The sequence below is a fragment of the Gammaproteobacteria bacterium genome (assembly GCA_036381015.1).
Taxonomy (GTDB): domain Bacteria; phylum Pseudomonadota; class Gammaproteobacteria; order Steroidobacterales; family Rariloculaceae; genus ZC4RG20.
The window spans coordinates 12,078-39,076 of sequence record DASVDR010000032.1; the positions used below are offsets into that span (position 1 = coordinate 12,078).

Sequence of the window (26,999 nt, forward strand, 5' to 3'; positions counted from 1 at the left end):
CCGTCCCGATCGTCTCGCGTCCGCGGCCCGGGCTTCCGGCCGGGGACGTTACTGACGTTGCTCCATGTAGCGGCGGCCGGCCTCCATCAGCGCGACGAACCCGGCCTCGTCCCGAGTCTCGACGAGGCGGCGGACGGCGGCCGCCGCCTCCGTCAGCGCCTCGAGCGCCGTGCCGCCGTACTCGTTCAGCGTTTGAATGTCGAAATAGAGGTGCGGATTGTCGTGAGCGACGAGCTCCGCAACCTTGAGCTGCGCGTCGAACGTCGTGCTCGAGAGGCGCTGCAGGCGCGGCACGAGCTCGCCGCTGTTCGCGAGCGCCGTGAAGAACACGAGATTCAACGCGTGCGAAAGCCCGAGCACGAAGGCGATCAGGCGATCGTGGTCCTCGAGGCTCATCTCGATCTGCTCGGCCATCGTCGACGCAAAGAGCGCGCGCGCCTCGGCCGCGGCTTCGGCATCGCCGACATCGACGAAGATCACGTGCCGACCCGACAGCAACCGGGTATCCGGACCGAACATCGGGTGGATCGACGCCACGCGGCAGCCGGCGGCCGCGAGGCGCTCGAGCGCGCCCCGCAGCGGCGTCTTCAACGACCCGATGTCCATCACGAGCCCGCGCGGGCGGCGGGCGGCGAGCTCGAGGAGCACCTCGGCCGCGACCTTGATCGGCGTGGCGACGACGATCAGCTCGTGGTCGAGCGTGCTTTCGCGCCAATCCGACGCGCGCGGGTAAGGAAGGTCGGACGGCGCCGGATCGGCAATCTCGACGTCGTAGCCCTGCGACGCGAGAAACTCCGCGAACCAGCCGCCCATCTTGCCCGCGCCGCCGATGATCAGCACGCTCTTGCCCGCGCCGGTCGTTCCCGCCGCGACGCGGGTACGCTCCTGCTGGGCCAGCGACGAGCGAATCAGCAGCCGCATCACTTGCTCCGCCAGCTCGGGCTCGAGCCCGAGCTCGAGCGCCTGCAAGCGCGCGCCTTTCAACACCTCTTTCTCACGCTCATAATCGCGCGTGGGCACGGCATGCTCGATCTTGTGAGCGCCGATCTCGGCCACCACGCGCTGCCGGGCGGCGATCAGCTCGATCAGCTCGCGGTCCACCCGGGACAGGCGTTCGCGCAATTCTTCGAGCGTCATCGGGATCTCCGTCGGGGGTTTGCGGTTTGTACCCGGGCGCCGGCCCGGGCGCAAGCACGCCCCGCGGAGGGCGGGCCGCGGCCGCGAGCACTCCGCGGAATACAGACAACAGGAGGAACGGATGACCGATCTGGAGCTGGTGAGCGAATCCAAGTGTTTCGAAGGGTTTCAGCGCGTTTACCGCCACGACTCCGCGAGCTGCCGGTGCCCGATGCAGTTCGCGGTCTATCTTCCTCCGGCGGCCGAGCGCGAAAGAGTCCCCGCCCTGTACTGGCTTTCGGGGTTGACCTGCACCGAGGAGAACTTCAGCGTCAAGTCGGGCGCGCAGCGCTACGCCGCGGAGCTCGGGCTCGCGCTGATCATCCCGGACACGAGCCCCCGCGGAGTGAACCTGCCCGGCGAGGACGAGCGGATCGACGTCGGCACCGGCGCCGGGTTCTACGTCAACGCGACCGCCGAGCCTTGGTCGCGGCACTACCGCATGTACGATTACATCGCGTCCGAGCTCGTCGAGGTGGTCAACGCGAACCTGCCCGTCGATCCCGCCCGAAAGTCGATCAGCGGTCATTCGATGGGCGGGCACGGCGCGCTCGTGATCGGCACGAGGAACGCCGATCGGTACCGCTCGATCTCCGCATTCGCGCCGATCTCGGCGCCGAGCCGCTCGGAATGGGGCAGCCGCGCGTTCGAGGCGTATCTCGGCGCCGATCGCGACGCCTGGCTCGAGTACGACGCGAGCGCGGTGATCCGCACGTCGCCGAGCCGGCACGAGCTGCTCGTCGATCAGGGCGGCGCCGATCCGTTCCTCGAGCAGCTGCGGCCGAACGACCTGAAGGAGGCCTGCGCCGCGTCCGGGCAGAAGCTCACGTTCCGGGAACGGCCGGGCTACGACCACGGGTACTATTTCGTCGCCACGTTCATCGGCGAGCACCTGAAGTTTCACGCGGCGGCGCTCGCGTAGGAGTCTGCGTGAAATCGGGCGAGACGAGCGCGACCGCTGCTCCGGACGACCCGGTCCTCGTCGTCCGGCAATGGCTCGAGCAGGCGGCCGAGAGCGGCCGCCGCCGCAACCCCGGCGCGATGGCGCTCGCCACCGTCGGCGCCGACGGACGGCCGTCCGTCCGTATGGTGCTGGTCAAAGCCGTCTGCGCCGGGGACGGCTACGCGGTGTTCTATACGAGCTACCGGTCCCGCAAAGCGCGCGAGCTCGAAAGATTCCCGCGGGCGGCCGGAGTGCTCTATTGGGAGGAGCTCGGCCGCCAGGTTCGCCTCGAGGGCTCGGTCGTGCGCTCCCCGGAGGCCGAGAGCGACGCGTATTTCGCGACACGGCCGTTCCGCAGCCAGCTGAACGCGTGGGTCAGCGCCCAGAGCGAGCCGCTCGGCGACCCTTACGAGCTCGAGCGCCGCGCCGACGCCCTCGCCCGGGACTACCCGCCGCCGGCCGACGGGCCGGCGGACGCGCCGCGCGCCGTGCCCCGCCCGCCGTTCTGGGGCGGCTATCGGCTCTGGTGCGACCGCGTCGAGCTCTGGACGGAAGGCGCCGGCCGCTTCCACACGCGCTTGCACTACGCGCGCGCACTCGCGCCCGACGGCGACACGGGCTTCGTCGGCGGGCCGTGGCGCGTAGAGCGCTTGCAACCGTAACGCCGGCCGTCCCGCATGAGGCTTCCGCAGACCTCTCGGCCGATCGGCGTGATCCGTCTCCGGGCGGCACGGCCCGCGCGCACGGGATGACGCGCGTCGGTCTCGTCCTGCTGCTCGCGCTCGCCGCGGCCGCCGCGCCCGCGCGCGCCGAGCAGCGCATCGCGAACGTCAGCCAAGGCACGAACATGGCGCTCGCGCTGTCGCCCGACGGCGAGTCGCTGATCGTCGACCTGCTCGGCCGCCTGTGGCGCCTGCCGTCGTCAGGCGGCGGCGCCACGCAGCTCACGCCGGACGGCGAAGGCGCCCGGCTCCCGCGCATCGGCCCGCTCGGCCGGCGCGTGGTCTATCAGCGGGCGATCGACGGTCAGTGGGATCTCTGGCTGCTCGACCTCGAAACCGGCGAGCGCCGGGCGCTGACCCACACGCCTCACGACGAGCGGGAGCCGGATTTCATGCCCGACGGCCGCTCCGTCGTGTTCGCCGCGAATCCGGACGGCCGGTTCTGCCTTTGGCGCATCGACATCGAGACCGGCGTCCTCACGCAGCTCACGGCCGAGCCGGGCGACGCGTCTTTCCCGACGGTCTCCGAGCACGGCGAGATTGCGTACGTCAGGGAATGGGCCGGAACGTGGTCGCTGCGCGCGCTGCTGCCGAGCGGCGCCGGGATCGAGCTCTTCGCGTCCGATCACCGGCTCACGGCGCCGAGCTGGCGCCCCGGCGGCGGCGTTCTGCTCTTCAACACGCAGCGGCGCGCGACGGCGGACGCGCCCGCCGCGAGCGCGCTCGAGATGCTGCTGCTCTCTCCCGAGCCCGTGCTGAAGACCCTGACGCGGACCGAGGACGTGTTCGAGTCGCGCGCCGCATGGTCCGGCCCCGGCGAATACCTGTACACCGCGGACGGGCGCATTTGGCGGCGCCGGATCGCGCACGTCACGCGGCGACCTGTCCCTCTGTTCGCCGCGGTCGGCCTCGAGCCCGCGTCGCCCCCGCCGTTCGGCACCGCGCTCGACGCCGCCGGCCCGCATCGGGTGCTCGGCGTCACCGGCGTCGATCGGTCGAGCGACGGTCGCGTCGCCGTGTTCACGGCCCTCGGCGATCTCTGGCTCGTAGGCCGCCGAAGCGACCTGCGCCGGCTCACCGACGACCCGTTCGTCGAGTTCGATGCGGACGTCTCGCCCGACGGCACGTTCGCCGTGTTCGCGAGCGACCGCGCGGGCTTCGTAGATCTCTGGCGCGTCACGCTCCCGGGCGGCGTGCTGACGCAGCTGACGCGCCGGCCGGAGAAGGCGTACCGACCCGCGATCTCGCCGGACGGCCGCCGCGTGGCCTACCTCGAGACCACGGGCTTCGAGACGCTCGGCGAGGCGGCGCTCCGCGTGCTCGATCTCGACGGCGGCGCCGTCCGCACGCTTGCCGAAGGGCTGATCGGGCCGGCACGCCCGTACTGGGAGAACGAGGAGCGGCTCGCGGTCGCGGTCCACTCGAGTCCCGCCGCGCCCCGCCGCGACGCGATTCTCCGCGTCGACGTCGCGACCGGCACCGTGCGCACGGCGCCGGCATCCGAAGCGCCGGCCGAGCGGGCTGCGCCGGCGTCCGAAGCCCCGGCCGAGGGCGCCGCGGCCGCCGACGTCGACGCGCTGCCCCCGCTCGAGTGGGAGCCGCCGGCGCCGAGCGAGCCTTACGTCGTGCGCGCCGGCCGCCTGTTCGACGGCATTCGCAGCGATTACCGCCGCGACGTCGACATCCACATCGAAGGGCAGCGCATCACGGCGATCGTCGATCACGGTGCGCTGCCGCTGCCCGCACGTGTCGTCGACGCCCGTGACGCGGCGATCATCCCGGGCCTGATCGACGTGCACGCCCATCACGCCGCCGTCGGCGGCGAGCGGCTCGGCCGGCTTTGGCTCGCGCACGGCGTCACCACTGTCCGGGAGCTGACGGACGACGTCGCGTCCGCCTTCGAGCGGGCCGAATCGTGGGCGAGCGGCAGGCGGCTCGGCCCGCGCCTCGTCGTGTCGCCGGTCGGCGGGCTCGCGCCTCCGGTCGGCGCCGCCGACTCGCCGATACCGGTCCGCCCCGCGTCGCGGATCGAGATCGCCGCGTCGCTGTTCTCGCCGTCCCGCGCCGTTGCACCGTTCCTCGCCGCGGAGCACGCGAGCGCCGCAGCGCCGTCGCTCGCGCGAACCTCGCCGCTCGGGCTCTACTACGACGACGTCTTCAGCACGCTCGTCGCGTCCGGCACGGTCGTCACGACGGCTCTCGGGGCAGCCGGCGGTGCGTCGGCCGTCCCTGCGCTCGTCGACGACGGCGACATCCTTCGCCGGCTCTACAGCGCCGAGGAGCGGGCGACGTGGCGCGATCGGAGCGGTTTCGATGGACGGCTCGACACGCTCGAGGAGACTCTCGCGCGGCTCGTCCGTAGCGGCGGCCAGGTCGCCGCGGGGACCGAGGCGCCGGTCGTGCCGTACGGCCTCGGCGTTCACGTCGAGCTCGCATTGCTCGTCGAAGCCGGCCTTCCGCCCGACCAGGCGCTGCGGATCGCGACGGCGTCGAACGCCCTCGCGCTCGGGCTCGGGGCGCAGCTCGGCACTCTCGAGGCCGGCAAGCTCGCCGACTTCGTCGTCGTCGACGGAGACCCGCTCGCCGATATCGGTGATGCGTTGAACGTGACCGCGGTCGTCAAAGGCGGCGCGTGGCTCGACCGAGCCCGACTGTCGGGCGGCGAGTAGCCGGGTGTCGGCATCCGCCCTCTTTTGCGGTCGGCAAATTTGCGCAGGTCACTAAATCATGAGCTTAAGCTTCTGACGTAATAAATACGTGCAACAAGATCTCCTAAGCGCGCCGTCGGCATTCCTTACAAGAATCGGTCTAAATCGGGCCACCGAGACTTGCGATTCATTCTAAGCCTTTGCGGATGAAAGTCTTTTCCGGACATGGCACGGCTCTTGCTCTATTGAGGGCGACCCCTACGGGGTCAGTGAGTGCGCAAACCGACAGAAAACGATGCGAATGAGCAAAGGGTTCTGTTAAATTTGCTTCCGCTACAAGAAGAAGAAACAGAAAAAGAAGAAGAAAAAAGGCTGTAACAACGATCAAAACAAATATGGCTCATGACCGACGATAGGGAGTGACCAACAGCCAGGCCGCATACTTGAAACCGTAAACTCCGATAACAACAAGAGTCTGACCCGGCGCTCCCACCGCCGGGTTTTTCTTTTTCCGGGTCCGCAATTTTTTCCGACCCCCGCCGCACACGGACCGCGTTCGGCCGCCGCCGTCGCTGCTATGATGCCCGGAACCTACGCGGCTTCGCTCACTCCCATGGGACACCGTTTGACGAAGATCTATACGCGCACCGGTGACGCCGGGACGACCGGCCTCGCGAACGGCGAGCGCGTGCCGAAGCACCACGCCCGCGTCGAGGCGAACGGCACGGTCGACGAGACGAGCAGCGCGATCGCGCTCGTCCTCGCCGAGCCGGACGTCCCCGTCCGGCTGCGCGAAAGTCTGCTGCGGATTCAGAACGAGCTGTTCGAGGTCGGCGCCGAGCTCGCGCTGCCCGGCTACGTCGGCATCACGGCCGCCGCCGTGGAGCGGCTCGAGCAGGAGCTCGACGCGCTGAACGCCGACCTGCCTCCGTTGAAGGACTTCGTGCTGCCCGGCGGCACCCGGTCCGCCGCGGCGTGCCATCTGGCGCGCGCGATTTGCCGGCGCGCCGAGCGCCGCGCGTGGGCGCTCGCGGAGCAGGCGCAGCTGAATCCGGAGCTCTTGCGTTATCTCAACCGGCTGTCGGACTTCCTGTTCGTCGCCGCCCGGCGCCTGACGATCGAGCAGGGCGCGACCGAGACGCTCTGGCAGCGCTGACGCGGCTTCGCGCCGCTCCGGAACCGACGGGCGCCGGTCATACCGCCCAGCCGAAGATCGTCATCAGCGCGATCACGGTGATCCAGATGAACAGCGTGCGCATCACGAGCCGCATCGCGTTACGCGCGGCCGCGCTCGAGTTCGCCGGCCGCTCGAGAAACCCCGTCATCGCGGCGCGTCCGACCGCTGCCGCGATCCGATCGTTCCGGGCGTAGAACGGCTTGGCTTCCGCGCGAACGTCGTTTCGCCAGCAATTCCAAGCGTCGTCGAAGCTGCCCGCGAGCGCATACCCGAGCGCCGCGAGCCGCACCGGTATCCATGCGAGAGCGCCGTGCAGCGCTTCCGCGGCCGGCAGCGCGGACTCCGCGACCTCGGGCCGGCGGGCGGATTCGAACGCGGCCCGACGCCGAAGCAGGTCGCTGATCCGGAAGAGCCACGCGCCGACCGGGCCGAGCGCAACGAACCAGAAAGCGACACCGAAAATGCGGTTGGTCGCCTGGAGGAAGATCGCCTCCTCGACCGCGTCGACGTCCCGGGGGCTCGCATGCCGCGACTCCGAAAGCTCCGTGAGCACGCGCCGGGCGTTTTCCTGGTCTCCGCGGTCGAGCGCCTCGCAGTACTCGTCGACCTCCGCGCCGAGATCGCGCGGGCCGAGGCACAGAAAGACGATCAGCACCGCGAACAGCAGATACGGCAGATCCCACGGGATGAACGTCTCCTTCAGCAGCACGCTGACCCAAAGCACAGGCGCGATGGCCGCGGCGACGAACAGCACGAGCACGGCGGCCGCGGCGGGTCGACCCCGGCCTTTCGCTCGCGCCAGCGCGAAGTCGAAATACGGATCGAACCAGCGCAGCTCGCGCAGCGCGAGCCGCCGGGTGGCGGCGTGCTCGAGCGCGAGGCTGAAAATCAACGCGATCAGCTTCATTCGTTCGCGAGCAAGCGGCGGAGCAGCGTCCAGTCGAAGGCCGGGCCCGGGTCGGTCTTCCGGCCCGGAGCGATGTCGCAATGACCGACGATGTCGGCGCCCGCGAGCGCCGGGTAGGTCCGCCGGAGCGCACGCACGACCTCCACGAGGGCCGCATACTGCGGCCGCTCGTACGGCACGTCGTCGGCGCCTTCGAGCTCGATCCCGACCGAGAAGTCGTTGCAGGACTCCCGCCCGCAGTACGACGACACGCCCGCATGCCACGCCCGCTGGTCGAACCCGACGTACTGCGTCAGCTCGCCGCCGCGCGCGATCAGCACGTGGGCCGAAACTCGCCTTGACGCGATCGACTCGAAATACGGGTGAGCGCTCGGATCGAGCCGGTTCACGAACAGCTCGTCGATGAACGATCCGCCGAACTCGTTCGGCGGCAAGCTGATCCCGTGCACGACGATCAGGCCGAGCTCCGTGCCCGGCGGGCGGAGGTCGCAGTTCGGCGACGGCACCTTGCGCGCGCCGCGTATCCAGCCGCTGTCGATGATCATGACATGCTACAGTGGACGCCCTTCGGGCCGCTCGGGTCGAGCCGCACTATACAACAGGGCCCGACGGCGAGATCGGCAGCGGCGCACAGTCGCGAGCCGGTGCCGGGAACATTCCGATGCAACACCCACGCGTCACGCGCCTCTTCCTCGACTTGGATCTGAGCGGCGATCGCGCAGAGCTCCGCGAGCGCGAGTCGAACTATCTCGGCAGCGTGCTGCGCCTGCGCCGCGGCGACCCCGTGCTCGTGTTCAACGGCCGCGGCCAGGAGCGCCACGCCACGATCGCGTCGCTCGCACGGCGACATGCCGAGCTCGCGTTGCTCGACCACGTCGAGCCGCTGCCGGAGTCCCACCTGCGCCTGACGCTGGTGCAGGCGCTGCCGAAGGCGGACGCGATGGATTTCGTCGTGCAGAAGGTCACCGAGCTCGGCGTCCATGCGCTGTGGCCGGTCACGACGGACTACACCGTCGTCAGGCTCGGCCCGGACCGGGCGGAGCGGCGCGCCGCGCATTGGCGGCGGATCGCACAAAGCGCGTGCGAGCAGTGCGGGCGGCACCGGCCGCCCGACATCCGCGAGGTCGCGTCGCTCGACGACGCACTCGGCGGCTTGCCGCAGCCGAGCGTCAGGATCGTCCTCGATCCCCGCGCGGACTCTTCGCTCGAGGCGGCCGAGCGGACGGCGAACGCGGTGTTCCTGCTGGTCGGCCCGGAAGGCGGCTTCAGCTCTCCCGATCTCGAGCGCATCGACGAGCACGGCTTCGAGCGCATGCGGCTCGGCCCGCGCACGCTGCGCGCCGAGACGGCCGCGATCATCGGAGCGGGCCTCCTCCAAGCCCTTTGGGGCGATTTGCGGTAGCCCCGTCTACTTCATGCGGCGGGCGCGCGGTGTTGCGCGCTACTGGGGCGGACGACCGGTGCCGTGACCGGCCCTTTCGAACCGCTCGCCGTCCGCCTCAAGCGGTCGCCGCGGCCTTCGACCGCGCGACCCCGGCGACCATCTCCTCGAGCCGCTCGACGTCCGGGATCAGCGGGTACTCGTGGATCATCCTTACTCGGCAGATTGCCGGATGCCCGGGAGGAATCGGCCGCTCCGTGTCGAGCGTCAAGACGTCGCGGTTCACGCGAACGAGCTGCGGGAAACCCTGCGTCAGGATACCGTAGTAGCCGCCCTTGAGCCGGCCCGTCAGGGCATGGAAGACGACGATGCGCGAGCGGCCGCGCCGTTTGCCTGATGCGTCATCGACGCGGGCGCCGTCGAACGACACGATCGGCAGCTGGCGGCCGTTCCAATCGATGGTTCCGAGATACCACGCGGGCACGTCGTCGCCGATCACGCTCTTCGTCTCGACGAAAGCGATGACCTCGGCAACGCACATGCGCGGCACGAGCAGGCGCTCCTGCTCGAGAGGGATCAGCAAGCTGTAGAGCTCGCGGTGCTCCGCGCTCACAGCGACCTCCCGAGAAGCGCCTCGATCGCGGAGATCAGCTGCGTCTCCTGGTACGGCTTGCTCAGGTAGTCGTTCACGCCGAGCTCGATCGCCTTCGCGCGGTGCTTCTCGCCGGAGCGCGACGTGATCATCACGATCGGCACGTCCTTCAGCTTTGCGTCGTTGCGCACGTGCGAGGCGAACTGATAGCCGTCCATCCTCGGCATCTCGATGTCGAGCAGAATGATGTCGGGCTCGTGTTCCTGAAGCACGGTGATCGCGTCGAGCCCGTCGCGGGCGGTGAGCACGCGCACGCCGCGCCGCTCGAGCAGGCGCTGCGTGACGCGCCGCATCGTGATGGAGTCGTCGACGACGAGCGCGGTGGTCTGCCGCGGCGCCGGCGCCGCCTGCAGCGGCGGCTGCACACTCGCGTGCTGACCGCGCACGAGCGTGCCGGCGTCGAGGATCACGACGATGCGGCCGTCGCCGAGAATCGTCGCGCCGGAGACGCCCGGGATGCTCGCGAGGTGAGGGCCGAGCGTCTTCACGACGATCTCGCGGCTGCCCTCGAGCGAGTCGGTCAGAAGCGCCGACGAGCTTTCGCCCGCGCGGACGAGCACGAGCGACACCGCGCTCTCCTCCTCGGGCAGCGCCGACGGCATGCCGCCGACGAGGCTGCCGAGATGCTGAATCCTGTACTCGACGCCCCCGTACTCGATCCTCGGCTCGTCCTCGGTGAGCATCTGGAGGAGCTTCTCGCGTGGCACGCGAGTGATTCCCTCGATCGTCGGCAGCGGCAGCGCGAAGGTCTCGTCGCCGACGTTGACGATCAGCGCGTGCGTGACCGCGAGCGTGTAGGGCAGGCGAATGAAGAAGCGCGTGCCGCGGCCGCGCGTGGATTCGATCCGCATCGAGCCGCCGAGCTTCTTGACCTCGTTGTCGACGACGTCCATGCCGACGCCCCGCCCGGCGGCCTGGGTCAGCTCGCTCGCAGTGCTGAAGCCGGGCCGCAAGATCAACTCCGCCGCCTCCTGGTCGGAGATCGCCCGGGCGTCGCGCACGAGACCTTGCTCGAACGCCTTGCGGCGGATCGCGTCGAAATCGAGGCCGCGCCCGTCGTCCGCCACCTCGATCAGCACCTCCGATCCTTCGCGGCGGATGCGCAACTCCACCTTGCCGCCTTCCGGCTTGCCGGCCTTCCTGCGCTCGGCCGGCGCTTCGATCCCGTGCACGACCGCGTTGCGGAGCAGGTGCTCGAAAGGCGGCAGCATGCTCTCCGCGACCTGACGGTCGAGCTCGCTGGCCGCGCCCTCCACGACGAGATCCGCGCTCTTGCCGGTCTCGCTCGCGGCCTGACGCACGATTCGGGCAAGACGCGAAACGTGGCGCTGGAACGGCACCATCCGCGTCTGCATCAGCCCTTCCTGCACCTCGCTCGTGACGCGGGCCTGCTGCGTGAGCAGCGTGTCCGCCTCCGTCGTGAGCCCCTGCAGCAGCTCGTTGATGCTCGCCACGTCGTTCGCGGTCTCGGCGAGCGCGCGCGAGAGCTGCTGAATCGTCGAGTAGCGGTCGAGCTCGAGCGGGTCGAAGCCTTCCTCGGCGCTCACGTCGTCCTGGTGGCGATAGAGGATCTGCGCCTCCGTTTCCGCCTCGAGCTTGCGCAGCTGCTCCCGCAGGCGCGTGACGGTTTGCCCGAGCTCGCCGAGATGGAAATCGATCGAGCGCAGCTGCTGGTTCAGGCGCGACTGGAAGATGCTGATCTCGCCGGCGCCGTTCAGCAGCGCATCGAGCAGCACGGCGTCGACGCGGGCGGTCTCGGCGCGCTCGCGGGCCTCGGCCGAGCGGCCGGGGGGCTCGGCCGCGGCGGGCTGCGCATCGCCGCCCGGCGCGGCTTCCGGGCCTCGCACGACGGCCGCCGCTTCCGCGGCCAGGGACCGATCGAGCGGCGGCTCGGCCGGAGCCTCCGGAGCCGGCGCGCTCGGCGCGGACGGCACGGCACTCGGCGTCGGGGACGGTCGGGCGCTCGGCACCGTCGGGGACGGGCGGGCGCTCGGCGCCGTCGGGGACGGGCGGGCGCTCGGCGCCGTCGGGGACGATCCGGCGCGTGCGGGTTCGCCGCCGCGGGCTTCGACCGCCGGGCCGATGCCGGCGCTCGCCTCGTCCACGAGCGTCCGCGCCGCGAGCGACTCGTCCGCGCGGGACTCGACCGGGCGCGCGGTCGACACGGCCGCGCCGACCTCCGCCGCCCCCGCGCTCGCCGGCGGCGGAACCGCGCGGGGCTGCTGCACGGTCGGCTCTTCGCCTTCGGCCTCGCGGGCGGCCTCTGCCGGCCCGCCGGCTGCGATCGCCTCGATGCGCCGGACGAGCGCGGTCGCGTCCTGCACGCCGCGCCCGGAATCGATGCGGTCGCGCATCCGATGCAGCTCGTCGAGACAATGCTGCACGAGGTCGAGCGCTGCCGGCGCCGCCTCGATCCGCTTCTCGGCCATGCCGGCGAGCAACGTCTCGAGCGCATGGCTCAGGTTGCCCATCGGCGCGACGCCCGCCATCCGCGCGCCTCCTTTCAGCGTGTGCAGGAGCCGCTGCAGCTCGACGACCGACTGCGACCGCGCCGGATCCCCGCGCAGCGCTTCGAGCGCGAGCTCCGCGTTGTCGAGGATCTCCGCCGCTTCCTCCGTGAATATCGCGGCGATCTCCGGATCGAGGGCGAGCGTATCGCTTCCGGTCGACTCGTCCTGCTCCGCGGGCGTAGCGGGCGCGGCCGCCGTATGCGGCAGCTGCTGAAGCCGCGAGATGACGGCGGAGTCCGGCCGGTACGGCGTGCCGGCCGCCAGCGCTTCCGCCATCCGCTGTATCTCGCCGGCCGCGGCGTGGATCGTCTCGAGGCCTTCGGCGGCGAGCCCGCCGCCCGACTGAAAGAGCCGGCCGAGAGTCTCCGACAACGGCCGGGCCAGTGCGACCGCCGGAGCGAAAGCGGCCATTTTCGCGCTGCCGAGCAGCGTGTGGCAGGCACGATAGACCGGCTCGTCGACCGGGTAAGGCGGTTCCCCGCGGCGCGCGCCTTCGACATAGGCGCGGATCGTCTCGAGGTGCCCGAGCGTCTCCTTCACGAAGATCTCGGAGAGCACGGGATCCATTCCGGCGCCCCGCGCCTGATCGGGCGACGCGCCGGCCGCCTCCGCGCCCGCGGGTATCCGCAGCGACCCGCTCGTGAGACTCGCCGCGTCGGGATCGCCTTCGGCGAACGCCTCCGCGCGCTTCATCAGGAGCTGCACGTCGACGCGCGGTGCAATGCCGGTCTCGAGCTGCTCGACGAGGTGCGGCAGCGCCTCGGCCGCCTCGCCGATGAACTTCACCATCGCCGGGGTCGGCTCCAGCGTCTGATTGATCAGCCGGTTCAGCAGGTTCTCGACGCTCCACGCGAACTCGCCGATCATCTGCGCGCCGACCATCCGGCCGCTGCCCTTCAGGGTGTGGAATGAGCGGCGCACCGAGATCAAGGCCTCGGAATCCTCCGGCCGCTCGGCCCACAACGGCAGGAAGCGCTGGATGCTCGCGATCTCCTCCTTCGCCTCCTCGATGAAGAGCTCGAGAAGCTCCGGATCGGAGCGCTCCTCGTCGACCTCCATGACGGACGGTGGCGGCTTCGCCGCTTTCTTCGCCGGCGCCGCCGGGCGCAGGTCGGCGGCCGGCTTCGATGCCGGCAACGCCTCGAGCAGGTCGAGGCACCGGCCGGCGTTGTCCAGCATGTACCACGGGTCGCTGCGCCCGTGGCTGATCGTCTCCATGTAGTACTCGACGCTGACGACGGCGTCGGCGAGGCGCTCGAGATGCTCGGGCTTCATCGGCTTGTGACCCGGGCCGAGCCGGCTCGCGATCACCGCACCGATGCGCTCGACGACCTTGACGGCCTTGGTCTTGTTCAGCATCAGGAGGCCCGCGGTGATCCCGCGGAGCTGCGGCTTGACCTGGTCGAGCGCGCGCCCGTCTCCCGGAGACTCGATCACCTGCGTGACCGCCTCCTTGACCTTCGCGAGATTCACGATGCACTCGCCCATGACGGCCTGCGTCACGTGGCGGTATTGCGCCTCCGACTCGCTTTCCGCGTCGGCTCCGTCGCCGCCGGCGACGACCACGCGCACGAGCTCGCGGTCGAGGGCGTCCTCGACGTCGAGCAGCGCCGCGGCCATCTTCTCGAGCACTGCCGGGCTCTCGATCTTGCGGCTGCCGATGATCGCCGTCAGGTCGCGGGCCTCGCGCTGAATCTGAGCGCGCGCCTTCTCGAGGCCGAGAACGCCGAGCGTGTCGCCGATCTTCTTCAGCATGTCGAGCTGAGGCTCGAGCGTTTCGATGTCCTCCATGCCCGTACGGACGAAGATATCGAGCGCGTCCTTCACGGAAGAGAGGTCCTCCTTGATCGCCTTGGCGACCGTGCGCATGAGCTTCACGCTCGGGCCGGCGAGCCCTTCGCGCGCATCGGCGAGCTGCGACTCGGGCGGCACCGCCTCGTCAAGCCGATACGTCTCGCGGATCTTCAGCAGGCGCTCGTGACGGCCGCCCGCGCGCGCCACGTAATAGAGGAGGCTGTTCAGGAGATCGACGGGCGGCGAGGCGATCCACGCCGCCTCGCCGCCGTCGATCAGCCGCTTCAGCTGGCGGTCGGCCTGGCCGACGAGGCGCTTCAGGTTCACCGTCGCCTCGAGATGCCCGCCGCGGAGCGCGATCAGCACGCCGGTCAGCACGTACCACAGCTGCTGCACGGGCTCGGTCGACGCGGCCCGCTCGAGCGCGGCGCTAACCTGGATCAGCTTCTGGAGATGCTGCGCGGGGGCGTCTCCCTTGATCCAGTGCAGCAGCGCAGCCTGGAAAGTCGGACGAAGCTTGCGGGCCGCCTGCTGGAAACGGCGCGACGTCTCGGGGTCGGCCTCCGCCTTCGGCCGCGTCGCGAGATGACGCTCGAACGGTCCGGCGTCGAGCAGCAGCAGCGAGCCTTCGGAGAGAATCGGCGACCCGCGCACCTCGCGGAGATCGTTGAGCAGGGGCAGCAGCACGAGCGCGACGTCGCGCCCGCCGCTCATCACCCGGTCCAGGTACGCCGGCAGCTGCACCATCGCGCGCGTCAGCGCTTCGAGGCCCCTGTCGAGCCGCTCCTGGTCCTTCAGCGCGACGACGTGCCGGCAAACCTGCTCCATCTCGTCCGCAAGCATGCCGGCGCCGTGAAGCTCGATGATCTTCAGCGCGCCCTTCGCGAGGTGCAGGAGGTCCGCCGCCCGATTCAGCGCCTCGCGCCCGGCCTGCCCGTCGACGAAATCCTCGAGCTCGCGCCGGGCCGCGTCGATCGTGCTATTCAGCTCGCGGCTGACGAGGTCGAGCGAATGCGCCGCGAGGTCGTCCATCGTATCGAGATCGGCCGTGCTCATCTTCGGGAGAAAGCTGTCAACCGGATCGGCGCCGGGGCTCCGCTGAAGCGTCTGCCGGAGGCGCCGGCGCCGCTTCCTCGCGCGCGAGGGCCGCGGCGACGCGCGTCTGGGTCAGCACACCGGAGGTGCCGGCCGCGGGATCGGGGAGCGTGAATCCGCTGATCGTTCGGCGCAGCTGCGAGGCGAGCTCGGACAGCTTGCTGATCGCGCTCGACGCGGCCGTCGTCGATTCCGTGGTCTTGCCGCTGATTTCGCGCAGCACGCGCATGCTTTCCATGATCGCGGCCGTCGCGCCCGTCTGCTCGCGGGCGGAGACCGAGATGTTCTGCACGAGGCTCGCAATCTGGTGCGAGACCTGCTCGATCTCGTCGAGCGCGGCGCCCGCGTTCTCGGCGAGAAGCGCGCCGCCGACGACGTCCGTGGTGCTCCGCTCCATCGACACGACGGCTTCGTTCGTGTCGGACTGGATCGTCCGCACGAGCACCTCGATCTTGCGGGTCGCGTTCGTCGAGCGCTCGGCGAGCTTTTGCACCTCGTCCGCGACGACCGCGAACCCGCGGCTGCCGTCGCCGGCGCGGGACGCTTCGATCGACGCGTTCAAAGCGAGAATGTTCGTCTGCTCGGCGATCTCCTCGATCAGCTCCACAATGTTGCCGATCTCCTGCGAGCTCTCACCCAAGCGCTTGATCCGCTTCGACGTGTCCTGAATCGTCTCGCGGATCGTGTTCATGCCGTCGATCGTCCGGCGCACGGCCTCGCCGCCCTTGTGCGCGACGTCGACCGCGTGGCGGGCGACGTCGGAGCAGCGCTCGGCATTGCCGGACACCTCCTCGATCGACTGCGCCATCTGCGCGACGGCGTCCGACGCGGACGTGATCTGCTTCGCCTGCGTCTCGCTCGAGCGCACGAGATGCCTGACCGTCGCTTCGCTCTGCTTCGCCGCCGCATCGACGAGAAGCGACGTGTCGCTGATCGTGGCCACGAGCTCGCGCAGGGCCTCGATCGCATAGTTGATCGAGTCCGCGATCGCGCCGGTGATGTCCTCGGTAACCGTGGCCTGCACCGTGAGATCGCCGTCCGCGAGGCTCGAAAGCTCGTCGAGGAGCCTGAGAATCGCCTGCTGGTTGCGCTCGTTCTGCTCGGCCTGTATCTCGGCGGCGCGGCGAAAATCCCGGGCGCGGTAGTACGCGATCATCATCACGAGCAGCAGGAGGATCGCCGCGCCGACCAGGAACAGCGGCGCTCCCCGCTCGCCGGACGCGGCCATCAGCGCCGCGGCGACCCCGAGCGCCGCCGTCGCGCCGATCGCGAGAGGCGGCAGGAGCTTCGTCCACGGGCTCGATTTGGTCATCGCCCCCTCACCTCTTCGCGGCCTCGCCCGCATTCAAGAACTGCTCGTCCTCGAGCAGCTTCAGCAGGCTGAAGCGAGGCCACACCTCGGCGCCCTGCACGAACCCGCCGTCGACGTAGTGGTCGCAACGAATGACGGTCGCCGGGGACTGCTGCCGGAAATCCTCCATCGGAAACCGGCGGAAGCCGACGACCTCGTCGACGATCAGCCCGGTCGGCACGTCGCGGCTCGCGACGACGAGGATCCGGTTGCGCCGGTCGGGCTGCGAGCTGCCGGCCCCGAGGAAGCCCTTCATATCCACGACCGTCAGAAGCTGACCGCGCACGTTCGCGATCCCGCGCAGCCAGAACTTCGCGCCCGGCACGCGCGTCATGGTTTCGGGCACCGGCAGCACCTCGCGAATGTCGCCGCGGCCGGCGACGAAATGCTCGCTGCCGAGCCGAAATCCCACGCCGACCCATTCGTCGCCCGCGTGGTCGGACCCGTCGCGGGCCTGGACCGCGGCGCGCGCGAGCCGTTCCAGCTCGAGCAGGAGCTCGAACGGCTGTTGACGCAGCGCTGCGAGGCTCAAGCCTCGCGCCCCTCTGACCGGTCCAGCACCTCGTTCGCCTTCGCGACCAGCACGGCTTCGCTGACCGGCTTGACGAGATAGTCGACGGCACCCTGGCGCATGCCCCAGATGCGGTCGGTCTCCTGGCTCTTCGTCGTGATCATGACGACCGGAATGGATCGCGTCAGCGGGTCCCGAGTGAGCGTCCGCGTGGCTTGGAAGCCGTTCACGCCGGGCATCACGACATCCATCAGAATCAGGTCCGGGCGCATCTCGCGGGCGAGGTGGATGCACTCCGAGCCGTCCGCGGCCGAGACCGTGTCGAAGCCGTGCTTCTCGAGCGCCGTCTTCATCACGTGCACCTCGGTCGGAGAGTCGTCGACGATCATGATCAACGCCATCGGTCTACCCTCAACCCCGAATCATTCATGAAGGCGCGTTCATGGATGATTCTCGCCCCCCTCAGCGCGACACATGGCTCAAGATCGCGCCGAGCAGCTCGTCCTTCGTGAACGGCTTCGTCAGGTACTGCTCCGAGCCGACCAGGCGCCCCCGCGCCCGATCGAACAGCCCGTCCTTGCTCGACAGCATGATCACCGGCGTGTCCTTGAACATCTTGTTGTGCTTGATCAGCGAGCACGTCTGGTAGCCGTCGAGCCGCGGCATCATGATGTCGACGAAAATGATGTCCGGCTGGTGGTCGGCGATCTTCGACAAGGCATCGAAGCCGTCCACCGCGGTGAAGACCGAGCAGCCTTCCTTCGCGAGCAGCGTCTCGGCCGTGCGGCGGATCGTCTTGCTGTCGTCGATCACGAGGATCTTGAGCCCCTGAAGGCTCGACTTCGGGCTGACGGCGTTACGGCTCGGCACGCAGCTCTCCTCAGGCAGCAAGTGCGTCCGCCGCTCTCCCGGACCAGGAGCGGCACCCTGCGAAATTCAACGCGCCTTTTAACATATTGATAAGGCGCTTCCAACGACCTCGCGCTCGGCGCGTGGCGCCGACGATACGGTCGCGTCGACTTTATCGGCTTGCCCCGGCGCCGCCCGGCGCGCCCGGCCGTGCGCGCTATGGTAGCGTTGCCTTTTTCCGTCAAACTGCGAACCTGCACTCAAAAAAAGCGAGGAACGGATGGACAACGGTGCACGCCTCCTCGGCGTGGTCATGGATCCGATCGAGACGATCAAGCCGAAGAAGGATTCCACGCTCGCGATGCTGCTCGCCGCTCAACGGCGCGGCTGGCGCATCGTCTACCTTTTGCAGGGCGGCTTGTCGGTTCGGGAAGGCGCGCCGATCGGGCGCGGCCGGTTCCTGCACGTGGAGGACGACCCCGAGCAATGGTTCGAGTACGGCGAGCCGTGGAGCGCCGGGCTCGAGACGCTCGACGCGGTCCTGATGCGCAAGGATCCGCCGTTCGACATGGAGTACATTTACACGACGTACATCCTCCAGCTGGCCGAGAACCGCGGCCTGCTCGTCGTGAATCGTCCGTCGAGCCTTCGCGAGATCAATGAGAAGGTGTACACGGCCTGGTTCCCGCATTGCACGCCGCCGACGCTGATTACCCGCTCGCGTACGGAGCTTCTCGAATTCCTCGCCGAGCAGTCGAAGATCGTGCTGAAGCCGCTCGACGGGATGGGCGGCAAATCGATATTCGTCGTCGCGCACGGCGATCCGAACACGAACGTGATCATCGAGACGCTGACGCGCGACGGCGCCCGGTTCACGATGGCGCAGCGCTACGTGCCGGAGATCGTGGACGGCGACAAGCGCGTGCTGCTCGTCGACGGCGAGCCGATCGACTACGCGCTCGCGCGCATCCCGGCGCCCGGCGACAGCCGCGGCAACCTCGTGATGGGCGCCCGCGGGGAGGGCCGGCCGCTGACCGCCCGCGACCGCTGGCTCGCGTCCGAGGTCGGTCCGACGCTCGCGGCGAAGGGGGTGCTGTTCGCCGGGCTCGACGTCATCGGCGACTACCTCACCGAGATCAACGTCACGAGCCCCACCGGAATCCGTGAATTGGATCGGGAATTCGGCCTCGACATCGCTGCTAGACTGCTCGACGCCGTCGAGCGGCGCCTGCCGAGGTAATCGCGACGCATGCACCTTTCCGTGCCGCACCGGGAATCGATGCCGCGCGCCCGTTACCGGCGTGCGGCCGCCGCGGCCCTGCTCGCCGCGGCGATCGCGGCGGGCGGCTGCACGGACCGGCCCCGCCTCGTCGAGCGGCGGCTCTATTCGATGGGCACGTGGGTCGACGTCGCGCTGGAGGCTCCGGCACGGACGGCCGAAGCGGCGCTCGCCGACGTCGAAGCGATGCTGCGCCGCTTCGAGATCGACTACTACCCATGGGCCGAAGGCGAGCTCGCGCGGCTGAACGAGGCGCTGGCCGCCGGGCGCGAGACGGTCGTCAGCGAGGAGATGGCGGCCGTCCTTCGCGACGCCAAGCGCTACTCGGAGCTGAGCGGCGGCCGCTTCGATCCCGGCGTCGCCAAGCTCGTCGAGCTGTGGGGCTTCAATTCGACGCTGGCGCACCCGTCGGCGCCGCCCGGGCCGGCAGCGATCGAGGCGTGGCTCGGCTCGGGCTCGAGCATCGCCGCGCTCGAGATCCAAGGCCGGCGCATCCGCGCGAAAGCGAAGGTCATGCTCGATCTCGGCGGCATCGCGAAGGGCGCGGCCGTGGACCGGATCATCGAAATGTTTCGCAGCCGCGGCATCCGCAACGCCCTCGTGAACGCGGGCGGGGACCTCCGCGTGCTCGGCTCGCGTGGCGGAAGGCCTTGGCGTGTCGGCATCCAGCACCCGCGCGCCGACGACGTCCTCGGCATCATCGAGCTCGGCGACGGGGAGGCAGCCTTCACGTCCGGCGACTACGAGCGGTACGTCGAGCGCGACGGACGGCGCTTCCACCACATCCTCGATCCGCGGACCGGCTATCCGGCCGACGAGACGCAGTCCGTGACCGTGGTCGCCGCGCAGGGCGTGCTTGCCGACGCCGCGGCCACGGCGCTCTTCGTCGCCGGCGACGATTGGCGTAGCGTCGCCCGGGCGCTCGGCATCGACGCCGCGCTGCGAGTCGACGCGGACGGACACGTGGAGCTGACCGATGCCATGAGGCGGCGGCTCGTTTCAGACGATCCGGAGCATGTCGGAAGCGGGTCCTGAGAGGCCGGCGGACGGCGCGCCCGCGGCGAACGCCGCCCGGCGCCGCGCGCGCGTGACGGCCGACCGTTTGAGCTCGACGCTCTTCGTGGCCGCGCTGGCGCACGGCGTGCTGATCCTCGGCGTCACGTTCACGTCCGGGCCGCTCGACGAAAGCGGCGCGCCGCCCTCGCTGAACGTCACGCTGGTCGTCGACACGAACGCGCTCGACCGGCCGCCCGAGGATACCGAGTGGCTCGCGCAGGTGAACCAAACGGGCGGCGGCCGCGCGGCCGACGGGCTGCGGCCGACGACGACGCTCGCCGGAAGCGCGCCGGCGAGCCGCGACGGGACCGTGGAAGGGGCCGATGCGCTCGATGCGCAGCCGCAGGAGCCCGCGCCGTCGGCAGAGCAGCTCGTGACGCAGAGCCCGTCCGACCGCCGCATCCAAGGGTTGCCGAACGCGGCGGAGGTGCCGCCCGCCGCCTCCGCTCGGACCGCGGCGGCGATGCTGGACCGCGCCGCGCAGCAAACGCTCGCGATGGAAATCGACGCGCGCGCCGCGCTGCCGGACGGTGACGACAGCGATCGGCTGCCGTCGCCGACGACGCGCGAATCGATCCTCGCCGCGTATCTCGACGGGTGGCGACGGCGCGTCGAGCGGGTCGGCACCGCGAACTTCCCGGCGGCGCTCGTCGGGCAAGCGGGCCTCGCCCGGCCGACGCTCGAGGTCGCGATCACCGCGGACGGCCGGCTCGAAGACATCGTCGTGCGCCGTTCGTCCGGCGATCCGCGTCTCGACCAGGCGGCGTTGACGATCCTGCGCCTCGCCGCGCCTTTCGAGCCGCTCCCCGCCGAGATCAAGGCGCAGTACGACGTCCTTCGGTTCGCCTATGAATGGGATTTCAGCGGCGGCACCGCGGGCGTCAAGGCACGGTAACGGCCGTCGCGAAAGCGCGACGCTCCGCCGGTTTCACGCCGCGACGCCGCCCGGCGTGCTGGGATAGAATCTTCGTGTCGAGGAACACGAGGTTCAGCCGGTGCGGTCACTCCAGGATCACTTCCTGATCGCAATGCCCGCGATGGGCGATCCGAACTTCAACGAGACCGTCACTTACATCTGTAAGCACGACGAGGAAGGGGCGATGGGAATCATCATCAACCGCCCCACCGAGATGCTGCTGAAGGAGGTGTTTCGGCAGCTTTCGCTCGACGCGCGCGACGCGCGCCTCGCCGCGCAACCGGTGCTCGCCGGCGGCCCCGTGCAGCGCGACCGCGGGTTCGTGCTTCACCGCTCCGCCGAGCCGTACGATTCGACGCTCGACACGGGCGCAGGCATCAAGGTCACCGTGTCTCAAGACATTCTCGGTGCGATGGCGCGCGGCGAGGGGCCGGATCCGGTGCTCGTCGCTCTCGGGTATGCGGGGTGGGATTCCGGTCAGCTCGAAGCGGAGCTCGCCGCGAACGCATGGCTCAGCGTTCCGGCCGACCACCGCGTGCTGTTCGAGACGCCGTTCGAGCAGCGCTGGCGGGCCGCGGCCGGTCTCCTCGGCGTCGACATCCATCAGCTCGCGAGCTATGCCGGCCACGCGTGAGAGCGCAGAGCCTCCTTCGTGACCGAAGGCCGCAAAGCGGAGGTCGTGCTCGCGTTCGACTTCGGCCTCCGGCGCATCGGCGTCGCCACCGGCAACCTTCACACGCGCACCGCCTCTCCGCTCACGACCCTGACCGTCGGCCGAGACACGCCGTGGGCAGCGTTGGACGACCTGGTCCGCGAGTGGCGGCCGGCGCATCTGGTCGTCGGCGTGCCGGAAGGCTCCACGGGCCCGTCGGCCGTGGCGGCGCGAGCGCGGGCGTTTGCCGCGGCTCTGGCGCGGCGCTATCACCTGCCGGTCGACACGGTCGACGAAGCGTTCACGTCCTCGGCGGCGGCCTCGGATCTGCGCGAGCGCAGGCGCGAAGGCGCGCCGCGCCGGTCGGCAGCGAAGGGCGCGATCGACCGGCGCGCGGCCTGCCTCATCGCCGAGCAATGGATGAACGAAGCGGCGAATGAGCGCTGAGCATCGCGGCACGATCCACCTCGAGGAGGCGGAGATCGTCGCGCACGAGCACCGCGCGGCCCGGCAATTCGTGCTGCGCGTCGCGGCGCCAAAGGCTGCCCGCAGCGCGGCGCCCGGAAGCTTCGCGCACATCACGTGCGATCCGTCCGTGCCGCTCCGGCGGCCGCTGTCGATCATGCGCGCGGACCCCGAGCAGGGCTGGCTCGAGTTCCTCTACAAACCCGTCGGCGCCGGCCTTGCGAAGCTCGCGGAGCGCGGGCCCGGCGAGCGCATCAGCATGCTCGCACCGATCGGCCGAAGCTTCGCTCCGGATCCGTCGCGGCCCCGAGTCGTCGCGGTCGGCGGCGGCGTCGGGATACCGCCGATGATCTTCGCGGCCGAGCGCTTGCGCGCGGACCCGGCCTTCCGCGCTCCGCTCGTGCTGATGGGCTCGGAGCTGCCGTTCCCGTTCGACCTCGTCCGCTCCGACCTCGAGGTTCCCGGCATCCCGCCCGCGGCATCGCACGCGATGCTCCTGCTCGAGCGCATCGGCGTGCCGTCGCGCCTCGCGAGCAACGCCGGCCTCGAAGGCGCTTACCCGGGGTTCGTCACGTCGCTCGCGCGCGCATGGCTGGAGACGCTTGCGCCGAGCGCGCTTGCCGAGACGCAGCTGATCGGCTGCGGCCCGGAGCCGATGCTGCACGCGCTCGCCGTGCTCGCGGCCGAGTTCGACCTGCCGTGCCAGGTCGCGGTCGAAGAGTATATGGCCTGCGGCGTCGGGGGCTGCGCCGGCTGCACGGTGCTCGTGCAGACGGCTGCGGGTCCGGCGATGAAACGAGTGTGCGTCGACGGCCCGGTCTTCGAGGCGCGCGAGGTTTTTCCCGCCGCTTTCGGCGGTCAGGCGCTCAGCCGAAGTTGATCTTCGCCTCGAGATTGCTGCGCGAGTCGGCGTTCGAGAGCGCCTCCTCCATGCTGATCACGCCCTTTCGGTAGAGATCGAACAGGGCCTCGTCGAAAGTCTGCATGCCGGGCTCGCGGGTCTCCTTGAACGCTTCCTTGACGCCGGAGATGTCGCCTTTGAGGATCATCTCCGAAAGATGCGGCGTGTTCAGCATGACCTCGACCGCCGCGACGCGCCGGCCTTCCTTCGCCCGCACGAGGCGCTGCGAGATGATCGCGCGGACGTACTGTGCGAGATCCATCAGCACCTGACCGTGCTGATCGTTCGGATACATGTTGATGATGCGGTCGAGAGTCTCGGGCGCGTTGTTCGCGTGCAGCGTGGCGATCGCGAGGTGCCCGGTGCCCGCGAGGTCGATCGCGGCCTGCATCGTCGGGCGGTCGCGGATCTCGCCGATCAGCACGACGTCCGGCGCCTCGCGCATCGCGCTGCGCAGCGCCCGCTCGAACGAGTGCGTGTCGAGCCCGAGCTCGCGCTGGTTGACGATGGACTTCTGGTTCGTGTGCAGGAACTCGATCGGATCCTCGATCGTGATGATGTGCGACGCCGAATGCCGGTTCCGGTAATCGATCATCGCGGCAAGTGTCGTGGATTTTCCCGATCCCGCGGCCCCGACCATAAGGATCAGCCCGCGGCGCAGCATGACGAGGTCCTTCAGGCAGTCGGGCATGCCGAGCTCCTCGAGCCGCGGCAGCTCCGGCGTGATGAAGCGCAGCACCATCGCGACGTTGCCGCGCTGGTGGAAGATATTGACGCGGAAGCGGCCGAGGCCGGGCTCCGATATCGCGAAGTCGATCTCGAGATCGCGGGTGAACGCCTCGAGCTGCGTTTCGTTCATCAGCTCGAGCGCCGCTTGGCGCACCATCTTCGGCGTCAGCTCGAGCTGATTCACCGGCATGATCTTGCCGTCGATCTTGATCATGACGGGCGCGTAGGTGGTGAAGAAGAGGTCTGACGCCTTCTTGTCCACCATCAGCTTGAAGAGGGGCTTGACGTTCATTCGGGCGCGTTACGCTTCTCGTTCGTGGGTCTGACGACGATAGCGGCCTTCCAGCTTCGGGTGCGTGATCGCAGCGATCAGCTCGGCGCGATAGCGACGGCTCCGCGCGAGCGAAGAGGGTGCCGCGCGATAGCGACGATCGGCGCGTAAGCGGGGAGCCGGACGTGCGAGAGGCCCTTTCGGGAACGCCGTAAATCCGTCCCTGGAGGCTCCGTCCGCGCCGTCCCTGTCCCTGGCGCGGACGGTCCCGAAAGGGCCTCTCGCACGTCCGGCTCCCCGCCCGGTTGGCGTGCCGGGGCCTCCGCGCCCGATCTGGGTGCCGGGGCTCGAAAGAGCGCTGTCGGACGCGGAAGCACGCGAGTCGCACTCACGCTGCACTGTTGCCGCACCCCGGAAGGACAAGATGGTTCGTTCACCGAGCGGCCGCTAGAAACGGGCGGCGCGCTCGTCCTCGAGGAGCTGCAGGCTCTCGGCCTGCTCGGCCGCCGCGGCCCCTTCCCGCTTGCTCTGCAGCTTGATCCTCAGGCGCAGCTCGTTCTTCGAGTCGGCGTTGCGGATCGCCTCGTCGTAGGAAATGACGCCGTCCTCGTAGAGCTGGAACAGCGCCTGATCGAAGGTCTGCATTCCGAGCCGGTTCGACTTCGCCATCACGTCCTTGATGGCCGCGACCTCGCCGCGGAAGATCAAGTCGCTGATCAGCGGCGAGGACAGCATGATCTCCATCGCGGCAACGCGGCCCATGCCGTTCTCTCGCGGGATCAGCCGCTGCGAGATCAACGCCGTGATGTTCAGCGACAAATCCATCAAAAGCTGGTGACGCCGCTCCTCCGGGAAGAAGTTGATGATGCGGTCGAGCGCCTGGTTCGCGCTGTTCGCATGGAGCGTGGCCACGCAGAGATGCCCGGTCTCGGCGAACTGGATGCCGTACTGCATCGTCTCGCGGTCGCGAATCTCGCCGATCATGATCACGTCCGGCGCCTGACGCAGCGTGTTCTTCAGCGCGCTGTGCCAGCTTTCGGTGTCGACCCCCACCTCCCGGTGCGTGACGACGCAGCCGCGGTGCGGGTGCACGAACTCCACCGGGTCCTCGATGGTGATGATGTGACCGTGGCTGTTCTCGTTGCGATGGCCGATCATCGCGGCGAGCGTCGTGGACTTTCCCGACCCGGTGCCGCCGACGACGAGGCAAAGCCCGCGCTTCGTCATCGCGACGTCCTTGAGCTGCGGCGGGAGGTCCAGATCCTCGAACGTGGGGATCTTCGTGACGATCTGCCGAATGACCGCCCCGACGTGCCCCTGAGCCACGAATGCGCTTACTCGAAAGCGGCCGATGCCCTGCGGCGCGATCGCGAAGTTGCACTCCTTCGTGGCGTCGAACTCCTTCGCCTGCTTGTCGTTCATGATCGAGCGCACGATCAGCGAGCTCTGCGCGGACGTGAGCGGGCGATCGGCGAACGGCTTTATCTCGCCGTCGATCTTGATCGCGGGAGGAAAATCGGCCGTGATGAAGAGGTCCGAGCCCTTGTGCTCGACCATCTTCCTCAGAAGGTTCTGCGTGAGTCGTACTGCTTGGTCGCGTTCCATCTCGCTCGATCCGCTCGCCGCTCGGCCGCGCTGCGGCGCCGATCAGAAATTTTCCTTGATGACGGCCCTGAAGCGCGCTTCCTCCTTCGTGATCAGCCCCTTCATCATCAGCTCCTGAAGGTTCTGATCCAATGTCTGCATCCCCTGCGCCTGGCCGGTCTGAATCGCCGAATACATCTGTGCGATCTTGCCTTCGCGGATCAAGTTACGGATCGCCGGCGTGCCGATCATGATCTCGTGCGCGGCGACGCGCCCTCCGCCGATCCGCTTCAGGAGCGTTTGCGAGATGACCGCGCGCAGCGACTCCGAAAGCATGCTCCGCACCATCTCCTTCTCGGCGGCGGGGAACACGTCGACGACGCGGTCGATCGTCTTCGCCGCGGAGCTCGTGTGCAGCGTGCCGAACACGAGGTGGCCCGTCTCGGCGGCCGTCAGCGCGAGGCGGATCGTCTCGAGGTCGCGCATCTCGCCGACGAGGATGACGTCGGGGTCTTCGCGCAACGCCGAGCGCAACGCCTCGCTGAACCCGTGCGTGTCGCGATGCAGCTCGCGCTGATTGATCAGCGAGCGCTTGCTCTCGTGCACGAACTCGATCGGGTCCTCGATCGTGATGATGTGATCGGGCTTGTTGTCGTTGACGTAGTCGACCATCGCGGCGAGCGTCGTCGACTTACCGGAGCCCGTGGGGCCCGTGACGAGCACGAGGCCGCGCGGGTGCATCGCGATGTCTTTGAAAATGCGCGGCGCGCCGAGATCGTCGAGGCTCAAGATCTGCGACGGAATGGTGCGGAACACTGCGGCGCAGCCGCGGTTCTGATTGAACGCGTTGACGCGGAAGCGCGCGAGCTTCGGAATCTCGAACGAGAAGTCAGTCTCCAAGAACTCTTCGAAGTCCTTGCGCTGCTTGTCGTTCATGATGTCGTAAACCATACTGTGCACTTCTTTGTGCTTCAGTGGCGGCATGTTGATGCGCTTGACGTCGCCGTCGACGCGAATGATCGGCGGAACACCGGATGACAAGTGCAAGTCCGAAGCGTTGTTCTTGACGGCAAACGCGAGCAGTTGCGCAATATCGACCGCGGCCATGGCGCTCCTTTAGCAGGGGTCCGTGCCCTCGTGAGAAGGGCGCGAAGTTGACAGTATAGCCAAGGGCTGCCGGCAAAGCGTGACTCAAATCACGGACCATTTGGCACAAATATTCGAACGCGTCGCGCGCTCTGCAAAGCATGTCGGTCGCTCACCCGAGAGCGTGACGATCGTCGCCGTCAGCAAGCAACAACCGGCGTCCGCGATCGCGGCTGCACATCGTGCAGGCGTCACGAATTTCGGCGAGAGCTACGTGCAAGAAGCGTTGCCGAAGATGGCCGAGCTCGCAAAGTTGCCTCTCACATGGCACTTCGTCGGCAGGC

General features: G+C 69.2%; 22 protein-coding genes and 1 pseudogene. 11 read left to right on the forward strand and 12 right to left on the reverse strand.

Annotation, left to right across the window (positions count from 1 at the left end; all coding sequences use genetic code 11):
• Positions 1-48: 48 nt before the first annotated feature.
• Entirely contained in the window at positions 49-1,137 is a 1,089-nt protein-coding gene (locus VF329_12055; protein HEX7081739.1) for a prephenate dehydrogenase/arogenate dehydrogenase family protein, read from the reverse strand.
• A gap of 121 nt (positions 1,138-1,258) precedes the next feature.
• On the opposite strand from VF329_12055, the gene fghA reads away from it, so the two are divergent.
• The 4 genes from fghA (at position 1,259) to VF329_12075 (ending at position 6,645) form a co-directional block, all read left to right on the forward strand.
• Entirely contained in the window at positions 1,259-2,098 is an 840-nt protein-coding gene (fghA, locus tag VF329_12060) for an S-formylglutathione hydrolase (protein ID HEX7081740.1), read from the forward strand.
• 8 nt (positions 2,099-2,106) lie between these two features.
• Positions 2,107-2,781, forward strand: a complete 675-nt coding sequence (locus tag VF329_12065) for a pyridoxal 5'-phosphate synthase (protein ID HEX7081741.1) — start codon at positions 2,107-2,109, stop codon at positions 2,779-2,781.
• Positions 2,782-2,867: 86 nt separating this feature from the next.
• Complete coding sequence (locus tag VF329_12070; GenBank protein ID HEX7081742.1) at positions 2,868-5,510, forward strand: amidohydrolase family protein; 2,643 nt, start codon at positions 2,868-2,870, stop codon at positions 5,508-5,510.
• A 592-nt stretch (positions 5,511-6,102) separates the two neighbouring features.
• A complete protein-coding gene (locus VF329_12075; GenBank protein HEX7081743.1) occupies positions 6,103-6,645 on the forward strand; it encodes a cob(I)yrinic acid a,c-diamide adenosyltransferase in 543 nt (180 codons plus the stop codon).
• 37 nt (positions 6,646-6,682) lie between these two features.
• Here the strand turns inward: VF329_12075 and ampE are convergent, their stop codons facing one another.
• Positions 6,683-7,573 (reverse strand): regulatory signaling modulator protein AmpE, encoded by an 891-nt coding sequence (ampE, locus tag VF329_12080; GenBank protein HEX7081744.1) that lies wholly within the window; start codon positions 7,571-7,573, stop codon positions 6,683-6,685.
• Entirely contained in the window at positions 7,570-8,118 is a 549-nt protein-coding gene (gene ampD / locus VF329_12085) for a 1,6-anhydro-N-acetylmuramyl-L-alanine amidase AmpD (GenBank protein ID HEX7081745.1), read from the reverse strand. Before ampD ends, ampE begins: the two co-directional genes overlap by 4 nt.
• Before the next feature lie 116 nt (positions 8,119-8,234).
• On the opposite strand from ampD, the gene VF329_12090 reads away from it, so the two are divergent.
• A complete protein-coding gene (locus tag VF329_12090; GenBank protein HEX7081746.1) occupies positions 8,235-8,975 on the forward strand; it encodes a 16S rRNA (uracil(1498)-N(3))-methyltransferase in 741 nt (246 codons plus the stop codon).
• A gap of 97 nt (positions 8,976-9,072) precedes the next feature.
• Here VF329_12090 and VF329_12095 read toward each other — a convergent pair whose 3' ends face one another.
• The 6 genes and pseudogenes from VF329_12095 to pilG form a co-directional block, all read right to left on the reverse strand.
• Complete coding sequence (locus tag VF329_12095) at positions 9,073-9,567, reverse strand: chemotaxis protein CheW (protein HEX7081747.1); 495 nt, start codon at positions 9,565-9,567, stop codon at positions 9,073-9,075.
• Positions 9,564-14,966, reverse strand: coding sequence for an Hpt domain-containing protein (locus VF329_12100; GenBank protein HEX7081748.1), 5,403 nt, complete (start codon positions 14,964-14,966; stop codon positions 9,564-9,566). The genes VF329_12095 and VF329_12100 overlap by 4 nt, the downstream gene beginning before the upstream one ends.
• A 139-nt stretch (positions 14,967-15,105) precedes the next feature.
• Positions 15,106-16,110: pseudogene (locus tag VF329_12105) on the reverse strand (methyl-accepting chemotaxis protein).
• Between the two features lie 214 nt (positions 16,111-16,324).
• Positions 16,325-16,888 carry a chemotaxis protein CheW gene (locus tag VF329_12110; GenBank protein ID HEX7081749.1) on the reverse strand — a complete coding sequence of 188 codons (564 nt, stop codon included), beginning with the start codon at positions 16,886-16,888 and terminating at the stop codon, positions 16,325-16,327.
• Positions 16,885-17,268, reverse strand: coding sequence for a response regulator (locus VF329_12115; protein ID HEX7081750.1), 384 nt, complete (start codon positions 17,266-17,268; stop codon positions 16,885-16,887). Before VF329_12115 ends, VF329_12110 begins: the two co-directional genes overlap by 4 nt.
• 61 nt (positions 17,269-17,329) lie before the next feature.
• A complete protein-coding gene (gene pilG / locus VF329_12120; GenBank protein HEX7081751.1) occupies positions 17,330-17,737 on the reverse strand; it encodes a twitching motility response regulator PilG in 408 nt (135 codons plus the stop codon).
• 259 nt (positions 17,738-17,996) lie between these two features.
• Between pilG and gshB the strand changes: the two genes are divergently transcribed.
• The 6 genes from gshB (at position 17,997) to VF329_12150 (ending at position 22,964) form a co-directional block, all read left to right on the forward strand.
• Entirely contained in the window at positions 17,997-18,956 is a 960-nt protein-coding gene (gene gshB, locus VF329_12125) for a glutathione synthase (GenBank protein ID HEX7081752.1), read from the forward strand.
• 9 nt (positions 18,957-18,965) lie between these two features.
• Positions 18,966-20,030, forward strand: coding sequence for an FAD:protein FMN transferase (locus tag VF329_12130; protein HEX7081753.1), 1,065 nt, complete (start codon positions 18,966-18,968; stop codon positions 20,028-20,030).
• 52 nt (positions 20,031-20,082) lie between these two features.
• Complete coding sequence (locus VF329_12135; GenBank protein HEX7081754.1) at positions 20,083-20,946, forward strand: TonB family protein; 864 nt, start codon at positions 20,083-20,085, stop codon at positions 20,944-20,946.
• 100 nt (positions 20,947-21,046) lie between these two features.
• On the forward strand, positions 21,047-21,601 hold the full coding sequence (locus VF329_12140; protein ID HEX7081755.1) for a YqgE/AlgH family protein: 555 nt from the start codon (positions 21,047-21,049) through the stop codon (positions 21,599-21,601).
• Positions 21,602-21,619: 18 nt separating this feature from the next.
• Positions 21,620-22,066, forward strand: a complete 447-nt coding sequence (ruvX, locus tag VF329_12145; GenBank protein ID HEX7081756.1) for a Holliday junction resolvase RuvX — start codon at positions 21,620-21,622, stop codon at positions 22,064-22,066.
• Complete coding sequence (locus VF329_12150; protein ID HEX7081757.1) at positions 22,056-22,964, forward strand: dihydroorotate dehydrogenase electron transfer subunit; 909 nt, start codon at positions 22,056-22,058, stop codon at positions 22,962-22,964. The genes ruvX and VF329_12150 overlap by 11 nt, the downstream gene beginning before the upstream one ends.
• Here VF329_12150 and VF329_12155 read toward each other — a convergent pair.
• The 3 genes from VF329_12155 to VF329_12165 all read right to left on the reverse strand — a co-directional run bounded on the left by VF329_12155 (position 22,951) and on the right by VF329_12165 (position 26,676).
• A complete protein-coding gene (locus VF329_12155; protein ID HEX7081758.1) occupies positions 22,951-24,006 on the reverse strand; it encodes a PilT/PilU family type 4a pilus ATPase in 1,056 nt (351 codons plus the stop codon). The genes VF329_12150 and VF329_12155 overlap by 14 nt on opposite strands.
• Before the next feature lie 426 nt (positions 24,007-24,432).
• A complete protein-coding gene (locus VF329_12160) occupies positions 24,433-25,590 on the reverse strand; it encodes a PilT/PilU family type 4a pilus ATPase (GenBank protein ID HEX7081759.1) in 1,158 nt (385 codons plus the stop codon).
• Positions 25,591-25,632: 42 nt separating this feature from the next.
• Positions 25,633-26,676, reverse strand: a complete 1,044-nt coding sequence (locus tag VF329_12165; protein ID HEX7081760.1) for a type IV pilus twitching motility protein PilT — start codon at positions 26,674-26,676, stop codon at positions 25,633-25,635.
• Positions 26,677-26,999 lie beyond the last annotated feature (323 nt).